This window comes from Bacillus sp. JH7 (assembly GCF_001563515.1).
Lineage (GTDB): Bacteria > Bacillota > Bacilli > Bacillales > Bacillaceae_G > Bacillus_A > Bacillus_A cereus.
Genome location: NZ_LPUS01000011.1, coordinates 313955 through 330405, shown reverse-complemented (window position 1 = coordinate 330405; position 16451 = coordinate 313955). Strand labels below are relative to the sequence as shown.

Below are 16451 nucleotides of genomic sequence, written 5' to 3'. Positions count from 1 at the left end.
TTCAATTTCACGTTACAAATTTCGTATTAAATCTAAGTCATATTCTTTCAAGTTTCCTTTTAAAGAATATGACTACCAGAAATTCCTTAATAAAATCTAAATCGACAATTACAAAAAGCCGGAAACTTTGCAGGTGCAGCATCCATAGATACTTACACCTACAAAAAAACTCCGACTTTAAAAGATATTGTTATGTTGCAAGATCTACAAACACCATTAAAATATAGCTGTATCAATCATAAATTTTATTAATTTATCGGTATTTCTAATTCATGATATTTCCCTTTCTTATCTTTTATACAAGAAATGAATTTCACTTTAGTTGATTCATTTGAAAAGTTTTTATAATTTTTATAAGGGTCATCTCCTATAAAATAATTTGTCCCTATATACCCTCGTACTGTTTTACCAGCAGGTATTACAGGATCAAACTGATATTTTTTAGGTAATTCCATTGAATAAGGGATTAAATTATAAAACTCACCTATTTTAGAATAAAACATTGTATCGGAAATAGACTTATTACTAAGCAAGTTAATATCTCGATTTGTTGTATTTGTAATATCTAAAGGTAAAACATACGTCACTACTTCACGGTCTTCATAGGGATTATAAACTTTTGTAGGATCAAGAGGATTGAGTGCATGAAACGTAACTCCTTGCCCATCTTCAAAAGTTCTATTAGATAAAAACTCATCTTTTACCACTTTATAAGATTCATTATTAAGATTTAATGTTTTAAATCTTAATAAACTAGCAAATATACATAGCAACAGACACAATCCAATACTTATTAAGATATGTTTTCTCGTCACTCTTAATCTACCAACTTTCCATTATTAACATGTACAATACGATCTACCATTTCATTATCTAAAACATGCACATCATGACTGGCTACAACAATAGTCGTTCCCTTGGCTTTTTCTACTTTCAAAATATCTAAAACATCTTTTATCCCATCACTATCTAAAGCATTAGTTGGCTCGTCTAATAACAGTAATTTTGGTTGTTCCATTAAAGCTTGCGCTATCCCTAAACGTTGTTTCATACCTAAAGAGTATCTTTTATACTTTCTCTTATCTGTTTTATCAAGTCCAACCCTTTGAATAATATTATAAATCTCCTCATCGGAGATTTTATTGTTAATCGATGATAAAAATTTCAAATTCTGAAAACCAGTATACCCTGGAATAAAACTTGGATATTCAATCAATATTCCCATAGAATCAGGAAATTGCTTTTGTTTTCCAATTATTTCATTATCTATATAAATAACTCCAGAATTCAAGCGCATTAACCCTGATATAGCGCGTAAAATCATCGTTTTACCAGAGCCATTATGCCCCTTCAAAACTAAAAATTCGCCTTTTTTTACTGACAAACTAATATTATCTAACACAATATTTCCTTTTAATCTTTTCGTCATACATTCACATTTAATATAATTGTCCATAAATTATTCACCTATCACATCTAGTTTTTTAAAACAAAAACTACCTAATAAAATCATTACAATAACAATTACTACTCCTATTAAAAGTAAATCATTATATTGAATAGATTGATTATTACCTAAAGTCAATTGAATTGAACTGTGATCAACAAAATACCAACGATTTGGCATAACAAAAGAGCCTAAAAAATAAATACTATGAAAGAAAATAGACAAAAATAGGTACAACAACATTAGTACAAAAACAATAGTTATCGGTATATAAAAAGTTAAAAACTCAAAAATCAAAGCTAATAAAAAGCTTATAATTATTTGAATTAGCATAGTACCTAATATCTTATAAGGAAATTGACTATATAAATTTAAAAAATTATACTCGCCTAAAGAAAGCAAATAGTAAGCGCTAAACCAAATAAAATACATACCAATCCAAATAATAATTATATAAAAAAACAAAGATAATATTTTCGTTAACCACAGGAAATGCTTCTTCTTAACACGAGGAAATAAATAAACACCATTCTGTTGAATATCTGAAAAAGCAAAATTCCCTACAAGCAACAAAGGAGTGATTTGAAAGAATATCCAATAAAAAGGGATAGAAAATCGCCCCTCCTTATAAAAATAAGATAAATCCACAAAATCTACTCCATGAAAAAATCGATAAAAGGTAACATCTACTAATACAGATTCTTTACCATTACTAAGAGGCTGATTGTATAAAAAGGCAATTGCAATAATAGCGTAAATTAAGAATAAAAAAACCATTATCTTGATGGAATCTCGAAACCTTACATATAAATCTCTTTTTAACAAATAATATAAGATCATAATGTAAACTAGACCACCTCTGTCTCATCATTCATAGAAATATAACTTTTTTTAGATAAAATCCATACACTTATAAAAAAGATAAAAAAACAGCCAAATAAGCGTATAAATAAACCAGTAGCATCTTCAAAGACATTTATATAAAAAGCATTTGTAAATAAAAATCCATGTAATATAAATCTATCTAATAAAACAGCAGTAATCATACATATTATTACAAGTAAACTAGGTAAAAATAATTGCAATAAAGCACTTATCATACATATAAAAACACTCGCAAATAATTGAATGCAAAATAATAATGGATAATTTACATCAACACTAGTTACAGCCATCATAGTTGACATCAAAAACAACTGTAAAATCATACTCCCAGCAAAAAAGTAAACAAAAACGAATAGTTTTAAATAATATATAGAAACTAATTTCAATGCATTATTCACTCTGTAAACAACATAAATACTAAAAAAGTTCGACATAGAATATACAGAAAAAACAATTGTTAAAGGAATAAATATAGTCGACAAATTATACAACGACATAACCTTATACAAAGCTTCCAATTCGTTCATTTTCTCTTTTACAATTCCGGGTTCAAAATAATTGAACAAGCAACCAATGATACTAACATTAAGTACAAAAAGAATACTTAACCAAACATATTTCATCCTTATAGTTTCTTTCATAACATTATAAAAGAACATGCTTCCTACTCCCCCGTAAATAAAGAACTACAGAACAAAACCAAATACATAACAGTACACTAAGAAAAATTTGTAATTCAAAAAAGCCAAAATCTTTAATTAAATAATCTTTAGGATTGAGAATCCCTTTTCCAATACCAAGCCAAAAAATATGTAAAATAAATGGAACTAAATAAATAAAATAAACTCGTTTTATAAAAAACGAAACTGATAAAGCTAAACTCGAAAAAACCGCACCGTATAAACCATTTAAAAATACATACATTAGAAAATATAAAGTAGGGTACTTATAATAAACTATATGAAATTGAGCTGTTGGCGAAACAGTAGAAGCCATATAATTTAATATTGGATGCGGAGCAACTGTTGGATAAGTCATCACATATAAATAAAAATTAAATAGTAAAGGGACACTTATAATAAAAAAAGATACAATAAAATTAATAAAATAAAGCAGCTTAAAATAATAACATGTTCCCATCTTAGAAATAACAGGATAAATAAATCCATAATTTTTATCAATTCTATAAATCCCTGCTACAGCCATTGCGGAAAGCATAGGAAATATAAGTAAATAAAACTCACTATAAAACGATAATCTATTAAAATATAAAATATTAGATAAATATGGGGATACCTTTATAATCCCAGCATCGTTAAATCCTTTAGTTGTCACAAACATAGCAATATATTGAGCAATAACAATTACTAACATAATAAATAAAGACAACCAAAACATCCTACCTTTTAAAATCCTTCCTAAAAAGTAACTCATCTATAGCTCCTCCATAAACCATTAAATTTAAATCTTTTTTAATATGAACAATTGATCCGCAACACCATAACATTTCTTTTCTTTATTTAACCAAATGTAACGAAAAGAAACATTTGCTCTCTCTCCTTCAAATTTAGGAAACTCAACTTCATACTGATAAACATCATTTGTGCCTTTTCTTTTTACACTCTTAACTTCTTGTTTCCACTGAATTACTTCTCCATCAGTTTGTTCAATCCGTCCCAAGAGATACGTTGGTTTTTTCTTATTCGTAACACCCGTCAAAAAAACATAATAATTTTCTGGTATAACTCCTAATTTCAATTTTTTATTTGAAAGCTTATCCTCTATTAAACTATCATTTTTTTCTATTTGTCCTTGAAAGAAATCATCACCATTTTCACTTTCCAAAAACACTTGTTCAAAAATAGTATTTTTGTTAATTCCTTTTAATTCAATACTTTTCAAATTATCTTTTTCCGTTAAAGTATCTTCAATATGTACAATAGGTTCATCTACTTTCTTTTGACAAGAAACTAAGAAACTAATACTCAATATAAAAAAACAAAATAAAATATATTTTGAAATAAACCTCATTACAGCTCCTCCTATTTTAAAAATGAAATAGCAGGAAAAGTCGTATAATCCGGATTTGGAACTATACGACTTTTTCTAGCACTATAAAATAAATAATTTCAATTTATAATTTCTAAATCAATATTCAATGTAAGGTCCACTAGGTCTTACACTATCAGGACTCCAAGCAGTAGGATAAGCATTATTTTCTCTAGAATAACCACCAAATCTCACAGGCACATTTTTCCCATGGTTTTCATATGCATAATTTTGAAAAAGATATGTTCTACCTGGTATCACTGTTCCTTCATGCTTACCTGAAACATTTACCCATTTTCTATCTTCTGCATTTTTATTTTTATCTGCTTCTGTCCAAACATTGAAAGAACCTCCGCCCTTCTCACTGCTCTTCACACGCATATACATAGAGGTAGGCGTCTCTTTAGGACGTGCATTAGTATAATCATATGGACTCCAAAGTCTAAAGGTAAAATTCACATGGTCATCCCTTGTACTAGCCTTAGCCGGTTCGGTTAAAGCGAAAGTACTAGCTAAAATACCTAACGATAAAACAGATCCAAACATAAAACGACTTTTTTTCTTAATTCCCACTAAAAGCACCTCCGATAATTTGTAGCATTATATTGATTGTATTTTTCCACTGAAGGAACGAAATCAATATAATACAATATTATGGTAACAACACCTCAACACACCTTCAATGGATTTCAGAATATTTAATATTACTTTTACACTTGCGAACATTTCGTTAAATTTTTAAAAACAATACTATATCCCTAGCAAAGAATTACTTGTAAAGGTAGCTATATTCCTATGCTTGTTCCAAATAATAAAGAGTAACTCACCTCTCTAAATTTCGAATTTTCTCCTGCTGTTTTGAGGAAATACCGCCTAAAAATCATTTCTTAATGAAATCGGCTACTTATAAAACTTTTTTAATCTTGCTGCGAAAAATACAAAAAAAGCGCAGCCATTTCGGCTGCGCTTTCGAATTATTATTTAGTTTCGATTAAACCGTATTTCCCATCTTTACGGCCATATACAACATTAGTTTCGTTTGTATCAGCATTTGTGAAGACGAAGAAATTATGTCCTAGCATATCCATTTGTAGGATTGCCTCTTCAACGTCCATCGGTTTTAAATCGAATCGTTTTGTACGTACAAGTTCTAATTCATCTTCTTCTACCTCATCCAAAACAGCTACTGCTTCTGGAAGGATAAAGTTCGTTTTCATAGAACCTTTCTCACGTAACTTACGATTTACTTTTGTTTTATGTTTACGAATTTGTCGCTCAATTTTATCAACTACTAAATCGATAGCAGCGTACATATCGCTATTAGTTTCTTCTGCACGAAGTAATAAATCAGTAAATGGTATTGTTACCTCGACACGTTGCTTGTCAGAGTATACTTTTAAATTAACTTTAATCTCTGGGAATGTATCAAAATAACGCTCTAACTTACTTAGTTTTTTCTCTACATATTCCTTTAATGCTGGAGTTACTTCAATATTTTCACCACGAATGTTGAATTTCATAGATGAATTCCTCCTTTCAAGCCTATGTATTATAATTTCGACATTGGCTTAAAAACTCCTTCTAACTTTTTTAAAAAAATTAGTAGAATTGCAATTTTTTTATCGTTTTTTGTTGAAATGAAAAGATGCATCGTTTCTATCTTTATTTTATCCTATTAACATCGTGAATAACGAATGTTTCTGTGGACAATTCGTTACAGAAAAGAAACAACTTTTTGACAACTTACCCTATAACAAAAACCCCTTGCGAAAAACAAGAGGTTCTACTACATATATATAACGTTGCCACAAACGCAGCTTTCTCTTCCAAAAACAATATCCCCTACAGTTTCACAACATTAGCTGCTTGTGGTCCACGTGCTCCATCTACAATGTCAAACTCTACTTGTTGCCCTTCTTCTAATGACTTATATCCATCTTGTTGAATAGCAGAAAAATGGACAAATACATCGTCACCATCTTCACGCTCAATAAACCCAAATCCCTTTTCTGCATTGAACCATTTCACTCTTCCTTGCATGTTCATTCCATTCCCTTCACTCTAAAAATCAGGGCATTCGCCCCATATTTTGACTATAACGAATGACAACATATGAAGTCAAAGAAGACTTATCGCCTTTTTATTATCCCTTTCGACACTGCCATATTAACTTCTACAAAGTGTCAAACTAGATACTTCTCTTGCCCCTCTTTCATATAACAAACTTCCGATTTGCCTAACTGTAATCCCTGTCGTATACACGTCATCAACGAGTAAAATATGTTGCCCAGAAAACATCTCTTCTCCCTGAAAATAAAAAGGATTGCTTCCTGACACCCTTTCTTTACGTGTCTTCTTACTTTGCTTTTCTGTTTCCCTTCTTCTTAATGATGGATAAGAAATTTTGACAGGCAAACAAGTTGCTAATAGCTCAGCTTGATTAAAACCACGTTCAATTTCCCTTTCCTTACTAAGCGGAACAGCGATAACAGTTGAAACATTGGCAAAATGCTTTTGAAATAAATTTCGAAAAGGACGATAAAAAATGTGCACTAACTCTGCATCCCCCCGAAACTTAAACTGCGCTACTATTTCTTTCATTTCATCATCATACATATATAACGAACGGTTTTTAAAAGAACGATACTCCTCCTCTTTCATCCACCTTATACAATCTATACAAATACCGTCTTCTTGAAATGAGGCAGGAACAAATTCTAAAGGCCGCCCACATTCCATGCAAATTTCTCCTATAATATAGGAAAGTTTCTGCTCACATCTATCACATATATATTTTCTATGACACTTTACAAAAAAAGTGTACCAACTAATCTTTTCTACAAAACACTCATCACAAAGTAAACAATGCATTAATCGATCAATCCTTGTTCTTTCGCATTTTTATTCATACCTTGAATATGTTTTTTCGCGCGCACCATCGCCTCTGTCTTGCCATAGTGAAAATAAATGACCTCTCCATACGGTGCTTCAAAGCTCCGCCCTGCTCGGCCCGCAATTTGTACGAGCGCACTTTCTGAAAATATTTCTTCTTCCGCCCCTAAAACTGCAACTTGCAAATTTTTCACCGTTACGCCTCGCTCTAAAATTGTCGTTGTAACTAATAATGGGATTTCTCCCTTTCTGAAAGCCGCTACTTTTTCTTTTCTCCCTGGATCTTCTGCATGTACACCTTCAATTCGATTGTTTAATGGTTTTAACAACAAGCTTATTTCTTCTATATATCGCACATGGGGGACGAATAAAAAAATAGGGAATTTTTTATTTAAGTATGTTTGTAACCACTGTAGTAAAACTCGAGGAATTCTTTTATGAATGAGGTTTTTTTTCCAATTCCCGCACCAACAAAATAAAGGAACTGGCAAAGGATGACGATGATATCGTCCAGAAACAATAACACCTTTTTGTTTACCTTGTTTAAGTTTTCGCTTCCACGTTTCATCTGGAGTCGCAGTTAAATAAATACGCGCCGCTTTTTCTTTCATCGCTTGTTTTACCGCGTACTGTAACATTTGATCTGCACAATATGGAAAAGCATCTATCTCATCTACAACCATGACATGAAACGCCCTATAATAACGTAATAATTGATGCGTAGTCGCAACGACTAGTACTGCATCTTTTTCTTTATCCACACTCCCTCCATATAAAGCCGCTACCTTTATATATGGAAATACTTCTTGCAATCTCGGTGCTAATTCCAGAACAACATCCGTTCTCGGCGTTGCGATACAAACTCTTTCTCCTTTTTGAAGCGCTTCGTTAATTCCGTAAAACAACATCTCTGTTTTCCCAGCCCCGCATACAGCCCAAATAAAAAATGATTCTTTTTGCTTAATAGCCTCTATAACCCCTTGCGCCGCCAAATTCTGGCCAGTAGACAACGTCCCGTTCCACTGTAACAAATTTGAATTCTTTTCTCTCTTTCTTTCAGCAATCCCGCGAACAAGTACAGCACATTCACTTACTCTCCCCATCGTTATACACTTCCGGCAATATGCGCACACTTTACTGCACCTTTTACATAAAAACGACGCAAATAGCCGCCGATCTACATTTCCGCAGCGTTGGCACATATATTTAGAATTCTTCTTTTTTACACCTTGTACACATACGATCTCTCCCTTCTTTTTCAAATCGTTTAATTCCCTCTGTAAATCTGAAGAAAGTTCTTCTAATAGCAACTGTTTCCCCGCTAGCATCAACAATCACCTCCAGCACTACTATAAACCTTTCTCATCATCTCGTAAAAACTTAAAAAAGCCGATAACCTACTTATAAAATAGTAAGCTATCGACTTTATACACGTTTTTTATTCTTTTATAAATCCTAGAATCGACCGTATCCTAAGAAATGTTTTCTTTATCATGCATGCATATCTTCAATATAATGTGTAGTATTTCTAATATAATTATTTTATACCTAACAGTTACAAGGTGTATTTCCATGTTTTGAATCTTTGATTTTTCCAGCTTATTTCCCTTACACTTTCCATTTCAAAACAAAAAGAAAAAAATTGCTACATACTACTCTTAATCTATAAAAGTCATATTTCATTCAAAGATCACCTATTTTTTCAAAAGCATACCTTGAATTGCCTTATATGCTGGTTTCGGATTGTAATTTTCATCGAAAATAAGCGGTTTATCATCTTTTCCTGTATATTCAGGAACCCAAGTATATTTATCTGTAAAACCCCACATTACAAACGTACTGCAATTTTCATTTGAAAGACAGACATTCAAGGTATCCTTATACATATCTGCTTGTTTTTCTAAGGTTTTCTCTAATGATCCAGTACTATTTTGAACTTGAACATCCATTTCAGTTATTTCCACTTTTAAACCGACTTTAGCTAATCGTCTTATATTATTAGAAATCTCTTCATACTTAATTGGCTTATCAATACTCTTATGCATTTGGAATCCTATACCATGTATTGGCACATTACGCTGCTTAAAGTCTTTAAAAACATTATATATAGCATCAGATTTCTTATTCAACTCATCATTTCTATCATCATTGTAAAATAATAGAGCAGATGGATCTGCTTCATGTGCCCATCGATATGATAACTCGATATATTCTGGTCCTATTTTCCTTAGTAAAAAGTTATCTCGCAGTGTTCCATCATCATTAAATGCTTCATTTACAACATCCCATGCATACACTTTCCCTTTATATTGACCAACCACCGTTTGAATATGTTTTTTTAAGATTCCTTTGAGTTGCTCCCTTGAAAAATCTCCTTTTGTTACCCAATCAGGGAGAGTGTTACCCCACACTAAAGTGTGCCCTCTTACCTTTTGGTTATTTTCTAGAGCGAAATCTATTAGACGATTAGATTTTGAAAAATCGTATCTATCTATTTCAGGGTGTATACTTTTGAATTTTAACTCATTTTCTAAAGTAACTACATTAAATTCTCTTTTTACAACTTTTTTATATTCTTCATCTTCCATAAAGGCAGAAGTATTAATCGCCGTTCCAATTAACACTGAATGATCGGACGCATATTTACGAAGAGGTGTTTCATCCTTTACCTTGTTACATCCGACTATGCTAAAAACTAAAAATAATAAAACTATTAATGTGAAATTACTTTTCAATCCCAAATTAAATTTTTTTACGAATTTCATATTTCTCCCTTCTTGTTTCCATACTACGTTTTAATTGTAAATTCCAAAAAAATATATCAGAAAATAAAAAAGAGTAGATTAGAACCACTCTTTTCGTTCTGAAAATCCATATTTTATTAAAAATAATTTTTTTTATATTTAATGGTTTAAATTACATAACCTGTTCCATCTTTTAGTTTTTCAATCATCTCTTCTTTCTTTTCTTCAGATATATTACCTCTTTCGGTCCAACTTTCATCAAACAACATTCTACTTTTCATTTTATCTTTTTCTTTTTTTAAATAATCGTCAGTACTTCCTATAACACGAGCTGGATTTCCAACAGCTAATGAATTATCAGGTATATCATTAGTCACTATACTTCCAGCCCCAATTACTACATTATTTCCTATTTTCACATTCGGAAGAACGGTTGTTTTCGCGCCAATAAATACATTATTCCCTATTCTTACAAGACTTATTTTGTGTAATTCAAATGTGTTTTTGTACTAGCATCATGCACCAATATATGTACTCTAGGAGCAAATGTAACATTATCTTCAATGGTAATTAGCCAACAATGAGAATAGTCTATAATACAATGATCCAACCTTTTAAAATTTTCCCCCACCCTTAACCCTTTACTAATTAAAAATTCAGTAGGGACTTCCCTCCTTAACTTCGATTTCATAAATAATTTTATCTTAGAAAACATAACCCCTATTACTCCCCCATATATAAATCGTATAGTAACATATTATTACAGAAAGAAACAGAACATCTTGTTCACTTAATTTTTCTCAGAAACAACTACTATTATAAATATCACCATTTAAAAAATACTTCGATACTAAGGTAGAGTCTTTCAGAGTTAGAAACTTTATATAATAATATATAGATTAAGTCTTAGAACTAACACTACTAGTTTTAAAGGAGAAATTATGAAACTTAGGAACTCATACGACATTGCTACATCTATTTATTTTTTTCTTCATTAGGAATTAATGTTAGAAACGATATATTTTCGATTGAATTTTATGTTTTAATAGGAATAACACTGTCCATACACACATTCTAAACAACATGTATAGTTAAGTATTTATAAAAATTTAACACTTCTTTTGGATCACCTTTTAGTAAAAATCATTTGACAGTATTCAGGCTACCTTCTATTCCACCATCCCCGTTAGCTCCAAAATTCTCAGATGTCACAATTGAAATTCCAATTGATTCCCCTGCCAATCAGGTGGTATTTTTTACGATTTTAGACAAGATCCAAACTGCATGTCCCAGTATGTTTTCTCCACAATTCGGCACTACTATAAACCTTTCTCATCATCTCGTAAAAACTTAAAAAAGCCGATAACCTACTTATAAAATAGTAAGCTATCGACTTTATACACATGTTTTATTCTTTTATAAATCCTAGAATCGACCGTATCCTAAGAAATGTTTTTTGTTATACGAACTGTTAATATCACCGTACGCAATTCCTTTATCGCTAGCATGGATCATTTGGCCATTACCAACGTAAATACCGATGTGAGATGGGCCTGCTTTATAAGTACCTTGGAAGAATACTAAGTCTCCTGGTTGTGGGCTACCTACTTTAGAAACTGAGTTCCAGTAACCTGCAACGTCTTGACGACCTACACCAAAGATGTAAGAAATGAATCCACTACAGTCAAAACCACCATTTGATGGAGATGCACTTCCCCAAACATATGGTAAACCTAAGTAGCTTTGCGCTTTACCAATTACGCCACCCACATTTGGAGCTGGTTTTTTCTCTTCTTGTTTAGGTGCTTCTTTTTTAGGCTCTTCTTTCTTAGGCTCTTCCTTTTTAGGTGCTTCTTTTTTAGGCTCTTCTTTTTGAGCTTGTCCACCATTGTTTGCCGGTGCAGCTTGCTCTGCAGGTGCTTGTGCTGGTTGAGCTTGCGCAGCTTTAGCAGCTTGCTCTGCTTGTTTTTGAGCAGCAGCTTCTTGTGCAGCTTTTGCTTGTGCTTCTTCTTCGGCGATGCGTTGTAATTGTAATGCTTGTTTCTCAAGCTCTTTCAATTGACCTTCCGTACTTGTCATTGAAGTTACAACTGTATCCATTTTACCGCTTAAATCGTTTACCGCTGTTGCTTTTTTCTCTTTTTCAGCGTCAAGTTCTTTCTTAGCAGTTTCAATTTGAGCTTGTGCTTCTTTTAATTCTTTTTGTTTTTCTTTTACCGTTGCAACATCTTTTTTCACACTAGCTTGGTCTTCTTGTTGTGTTTTCATGATATCTTCATCAGACTCAAGAATTTTAGAAACAGAAGTTAAACGATCAACTAAATCTGCAACGTTTTTAGAGTTTACAAGAACTTCTGTTACAACGTTCGTATTTGGTTGTTCTTGAAGTGCAACTAAACGCTTTCTTAATAACTCTTCACGTTTTGCAATCTTTGTTTGTAATTCTGCAATATCTTTATTTTTCTTTTCAATTAATTGCTCAGTATCAGCAACTTTTTTCGTTGTTTCATCAAGCTTTGCAGCATTCTCTTGAACAGATTTATCTAAACCTTGAATTGTTTTGTTTAAGTCATTCATTTGTTTTTGTAATTCATCACGTTCTTGTTGTTGTTTATGTAAAGTGTCATTTTGCGTGTTAATTTGTGATTTCACATCAGAAATTTTATCTTCTGCAAATACATTTGGTGTTAGCCCAGAAAACATTAATCCTGCAACTAATGCACAAGATGCCATTTTTAGCTTTTTCATTTTATTTTTTACACCGCTTTCTTTTTTCTTTTTCCGTATATAACCTATAAAATTTATACCATAATTCGGGATTTTTTTTGCTAATGTTACGTTTTTGTAAAACAAATGTAATATTATATGTAGCTCTAGCGCAAAATGCGTATATTTTTGTATGTATGTGTAGAAATTTATATAATTTTCTCACTTCTATAAACAAAGAAAAAACGTAAGGAATTCCTTACGTTTTATTAAATATACGAATACAAATGAAATACTACTTCATCCATTTCTCAGCCCAATTTTGGACCTCATCCATAACACTTTCTAACGCTTTTCCCTTGTCAGTTAAGCCATACTCGATTCGAACTGGTACTTCTGGATAGACATTACGAACTACAATGCCCTCGCTTTCCAATTCCTTTAAACGCTCTGACAACATACGATCGCTCATATTTGGGATAATATCTGCGATTTCTCTAAAACGTTTCGACTCTTCAAGCAAAGATTTAATAATTAAGCCAGTCCACTTCTTACTAAGCAGAGTAAAAGCTGACTCAAACTTTGGACATAAACAAGAATTATGCTCCATATGTTTCACCTCTCTTCTATTATAATATAGTTTCTTGTAAAAAGTAAGTTATAAAACTTTCCTCATTATTTTATTTTACGTACATTTTACCATTTCCAAATATTAACTTGTCAACTAAACGTAACATACCCGTAAAAAAACCCTCTTAAAAAGAGAGCTTTTTATATCTTTATTACTTCGTATACCATCCAAGACCTAATGCACCTTCACCTAAGTGCGTACCAATTACAGCTCCAAAATAACCTGTACGAATTGTGACGTGAGGATATTTTGCTTCTAATTCTTTCTTCCATTCATTCGCTTCTTCTTCACGTTGCGCATGAATGATAACTGCTTCCATAGGTACACCTTTACTTGCTTGCTCATCAAAAATTTCAATGATACGTTTTAATGCTTTTTTACGTGTACGAATCTTTTCAAACGGAATAATGATTTTATCTCTAAAATATAAAACTGGCTTCACTTGTAACAGACTGCCGATGAAAGCTTGCGCGCTATTTAATCGACCACCACGTTGTAAATGATGTAAATCATCAACTACAAAATAGGCGTCCATCGTTTTCTTCATTTCATCAAAACGAGCGATAATCTCTTTCGGGTTCTTTCCTTCACTTGCTAACTTTGCACCTTCACGCACATAAAATCCTTGTACTTCACAACTAATTTCAGAGTCATACGTGTATACATCAATACCCTCTACCATCTGTCCAGCTGTCGTTGATGTTTGATATGTACCACTAATTCCACTTGATAGGTGAATACTAATAACTGCATCATAATCTTTAGCTAGTTCTTCATATAGCTCAACAAACTTTCCGATTGCTGGTTGAGAAGTTTTTGGAAGTTCCTCTTGTTCACGTACTTTCACATAAAAATCATCTGCTGAAATTTCAGCTTCTTCTTGATAAGATTCTGTTCCAAACACAACGTTTAATGGAATCATATATATATTGAGTTCATCACGAATTTGCTTCGGTATATATGCCGTACTATCAGTAACAATAGCTATTTTCATTTTCGTACCTGCCTTATAAAAAGTTTTATTTCCTAATTTTACACGAAAACTACAAATGGTGCATCCATACATGAAAATGCCGGTTGAAATTATACCTACCATCTCGACAAATTACAACAAAAAGATAAAATACTCACCAAAAACTTCAGCATATTTAGAAAAAATGTTTGAATATAAAAAGGCTCGCTTTTAAAATGGAAAGTACTAGTCATTTTGATAGATAGGGGCGTACACAAGTGCTATTACAATATTTTACAATCAAAGACTACGGCGAACACGAAATCGTCATTCAAAAATCAAGATTTATTTGTTATATTAGCCGAGCAACGACTGAGGAAGAGGCTCAAGAATTTATACAAAAAATAAAAAAACAACATTGGAATGCAACACATAATTGTTCCGCTTATTTAATTGGCGAACAAGATCATATTCAAAAAGCAAATGATGACGGCGAGCCTAGCGGTACAGCTGGCGTACCAATGCTAGAGGTACTTAAAAAACGTGGACTAAAAGATACCGTTGTTGTCGTAACACGCTATTTTGGTGGCATTAAACTTGGCGCAGGTGGATTAATTCGTGCATATGGAAAGTGTACAAGCGAAGGCATTAATCATGTCGGTGTTGTCCAGCGAAAACTAATGCGTGTGATGCAAACCGAGATTGATTACACATTACTTGGCAAAGTGGAAAATGAATTACGCAATTCAAAATATGCCATTAAAGATATTCATTATCTAGAAAATGTCACATTTGATACGTATGTAGAAGAAGACGGCAAACAAGCATTTACAGATTGGATGATTGAATTAACAAACGGGAAATGTACAATTACAGAAGGAGATATGTTGTACTTAGAACAAGATGTTATCTAAGAATAACCCATTTATCACCTTCAAAGATTAATGTAGTGAATTACTTCCCTACAAATGAACTAACGAACTAAGGAGATTATATATGGAAGAACGTTATTATCATCTCCAAAATAGCAGAATAAAAAAGAAGCGAAGAAGGAAACTTTTCTTCTTCCTTATTTTCGCATTTTTATTTGGCAGCATAGGAGTTTATGTGTTAAATTCTTACTCTTCTCTTATGGGGATGTATAGTGGTTTTACTCGTGAAAAATCGGATTTAAGAAACGAAGATGTAGAAATTACAAAGGAACCTTTTACAATTCTCATTATGGGTATAGAAGATTATGCGACAGATGGTCAAAATGGTCGTACAGACTCATTAATGTTTGCAACAGTCAATCCGAAAACTAAAAAGATTTCGCTTATGAGCATTCCTCGTGATAGCCGCGTTCCGATTGTCGGAAAGGGAAAAGAAGACAAAATTAATGCCGCCCATGCTTACGGTGGAGAGGAAATGGCAATCAAAACTGTAGAAGGTTTTCTAAAAGTTCCTGTAGACCATTATATTAAAATTGATTTCCAAGGCTTTAAAGGTATCGTTGATGCTGTTGGCGGTGTTACCGTTGACGTACCCTTCGATTTCTGGGAGCGCTCTGACGTGGATTACTACAAAAAAATTCAATTTAAGCAAGGACAGCAAAACTTAAACGGTGAAGAAGCACTTGCTTATGTCCGTATGCGAAAGCAAGATCCAAATGGCGATTATGGTCGAGCTGCTAGACAAAGACAATTACTGGCCGCTGTTGCCCAAAAGCTAAACTCCACCTCTACTGTATTTAAAATTAAAGATTTAACAGCTGTCGTTGGAAAATATATAAAAACCGACATTCCTATTTCAGACGGACTTGCTCTTTACAATAAACTTTCTGGATTTGATCCTTCTACAATGCAAACGTTAAAGCTTGAAGGCGAAGACAAAAAGATAGGCGGTATTTATTACTTCCTTCCAGATCCAATCAGTGTAGAAACGGTGCGTAACGAAATTGAAAAAGAATTAGGAGAAAAAGCAAAAAAACCAACTACAAAAAACAACTCAAGTCCTGATTCAAATTCAAGTTCTAATTCTAACGAACAAACAAAAAAAGCAACAAACCAAAATAAAACACCAACTGATCCGCCACCTTCTACAAATGCTCATGCAGAGTGGATTATGCGCAATCAGCCGTAACAAAAAGGCCCAATCTATGAAATT

The 16451-nt window shown here is 32.4% G+C and carries 18 protein-coding genes; 2 read left to right on the top strand and 16 right to left on the bottom strand.

Translation table 11 applies throughout. The features are described 5' to 3' along the window. Window positions 1-248: 248 nt before the first annotated feature. From AU379_RS18985 to AU379_RS18910, 16 genes are all read right to left on the bottom strand, one after another. Window positions 249-776: a hypothetical protein gene (locus AU379_RS18985; RefSeq protein WP_061139670.1), complete on the bottom strand. Its 528-nt coding sequence runs from the start codon at window positions 774-776 to the stop codon at window positions 249-251. A 41-nt stretch (window positions 777-817) separates the two neighbouring features. Beyond that, window positions 818-1456: an ATP-binding cassette domain-containing protein gene (locus AU379_RS18980; protein ID WP_061139629.1), complete on the bottom strand. Its 639-nt coding sequence runs from the start codon at window positions 1454-1456 to the stop codon at window positions 818-820. A gap of 3 nt (window positions 1457-1459) precedes the next feature. Further along, a complete protein-coding gene (locus tag AU379_RS18975; protein WP_044585110.1) occupies window positions 1460-2224 on the bottom strand; it encodes a hypothetical protein in 765 nt (254 codons plus the stop codon). A gap of 71 nt (window positions 2225-2295) precedes the next feature. Further along, window positions 2296-2991 (bottom strand): hypothetical protein, encoded by a 696-nt coding sequence (locus tag AU379_RS18970; RefSeq protein ID WP_000466510.1) that lies wholly within the window; start codon window positions 2989-2991, stop codon window positions 2296-2298. Continuing rightward, window positions 2978-3766 carry a hypothetical protein gene (locus AU379_RS18965; RefSeq protein ID WP_000120044.1) on the bottom strand — a complete coding sequence of 263 codons (789 nt, stop codon included), beginning with the start codon at window positions 3764-3766 and terminating at the stop codon, window positions 2978-2980. Before AU379_RS18965 ends, AU379_RS18970 begins: the two co-directional genes overlap by 14 nt. Before the next feature lie 27 nt (window positions 3767-3793). Next, window positions 3794-4363 (bottom strand): hypothetical protein, encoded by a 570-nt coding sequence (locus AU379_RS18960; RefSeq protein ID WP_061139628.1) that lies wholly within the window; start codon window positions 4361-4363, stop codon window positions 3794-3796. A gap of 117 nt (window positions 4364-4480) precedes the next feature. Further along, a complete protein-coding gene (locus AU379_RS18955; RefSeq protein WP_000511548.1) occupies window positions 4481-4954 on the bottom strand; it encodes a hypothetical protein in 474 nt (157 codons plus the stop codon). A gap of 404 nt (window positions 4955-5358) precedes the next feature. Further along, window positions 5359-5901 carry a ribosome-associated translation inhibitor RaiA gene (raiA, locus tag AU379_RS18950; RefSeq protein WP_000671186.1) on the bottom strand — a complete coding sequence of 181 codons (543 nt, stop codon included), beginning with the start codon at window positions 5899-5901 and terminating at the stop codon, window positions 5359-5361. A gap of 322 nt (window positions 5902-6223) precedes the next feature. Continuing rightward, window positions 6224-6421: a cold shock protein CspC gene (gene cspC / locus AU379_RS18945; protein WP_001990088.1), complete on the bottom strand. Its 198-nt coding sequence runs from the start codon at window positions 6419-6421 to the stop codon at window positions 6224-6226. A gap of 126 nt (window positions 6422-6547) precedes the next feature. Beyond that, window positions 6548-7252 (bottom strand): ComF family protein, encoded by a 705-nt coding sequence (locus tag AU379_RS18940; RefSeq protein ID WP_033685746.1) that lies wholly within the window; start codon window positions 7250-7252, stop codon window positions 6548-6550. Beyond that, a complete protein-coding gene (gene comFA, locus AU379_RS18935; protein ID WP_000879428.1) occupies window positions 7252-8601 on the bottom strand; it encodes an ATP-dependent helicase ComFA in 1350 nt (449 codons plus the stop codon). Before comFA ends, AU379_RS18940 begins: the two co-directional genes overlap by 1 nt. Before the next feature lie 366 nt (window positions 8602-8967). Further along, the gene (locus AU379_RS18930; RefSeq protein WP_061139627.1) at window positions 8968-10038 is read right to left on the bottom strand and encodes an endo-1,4-beta-xylanase; all 1071 of its coding nucleotides are present in this window, start codon (window positions 10036-10038) and stop codon (window positions 8968-8970) included. Window positions 10039-10184: 146 nt separating this feature from the next. After that, complete coding sequence (locus AU379_RS30995; RefSeq protein WP_269769369.1) at window positions 10185-10394, bottom strand: hypothetical protein; 210 nt, start codon at window positions 10392-10394, stop codon at window positions 10185-10187. A gap of 1048 nt (window positions 10395-11442) precedes the next feature. Beyond that, window positions 11443-12870, bottom strand: a complete 1428-nt coding sequence (locus AU379_RS18920) for a C40 family peptidase (RefSeq protein ID WP_000499480.1) — start codon at window positions 12868-12870, stop codon at window positions 11443-11445. A gap of 148 nt (window positions 12871-13018) precedes the next feature. Beyond that, complete coding sequence (locus AU379_RS18915) at window positions 13019-13333, bottom strand: helix-turn-helix domain-containing protein (protein ID WP_000400857.1); 315 nt, start codon at window positions 13331-13333, stop codon at window positions 13019-13021. A 172-nt stretch (window positions 13334-13505) separates the two neighbouring features. Then, the gene (locus AU379_RS18910) at window positions 13506-14348 is read right to left on the bottom strand and encodes a DegV family protein (protein ID WP_000684725.1); all 843 of its coding nucleotides are present in this window, start codon (window positions 14346-14348) and stop codon (window positions 13506-13508) included. A 236-nt stretch (window positions 14349-14584) separates the two neighbouring features. Here AU379_RS18910 and AU379_RS18905 point away from each other — a divergent pair, with 236 nt between their 5' ends. Both AU379_RS18905 and AU379_RS18900 read left to right on the top strand, forming a co-directional pair. Next, window positions 14585-15220, top strand: coding sequence for a YigZ family protein (locus tag AU379_RS18905; RefSeq protein ID WP_000926665.1), 636 nt, complete (start codon window positions 14585-14587; stop codon window positions 15218-15220). An 82-nt stretch (window positions 15221-15302) separates the two neighbouring features. Continuing rightward, a complete protein-coding gene (locus AU379_RS18900) occupies window positions 15303-16427 on the top strand; it encodes an LCP family protein (protein ID WP_061139626.1) in 1125 nt (374 codons plus the stop codon). The last annotated feature ends 24 nt before the right edge of the window (window positions 16428-16451 follow it).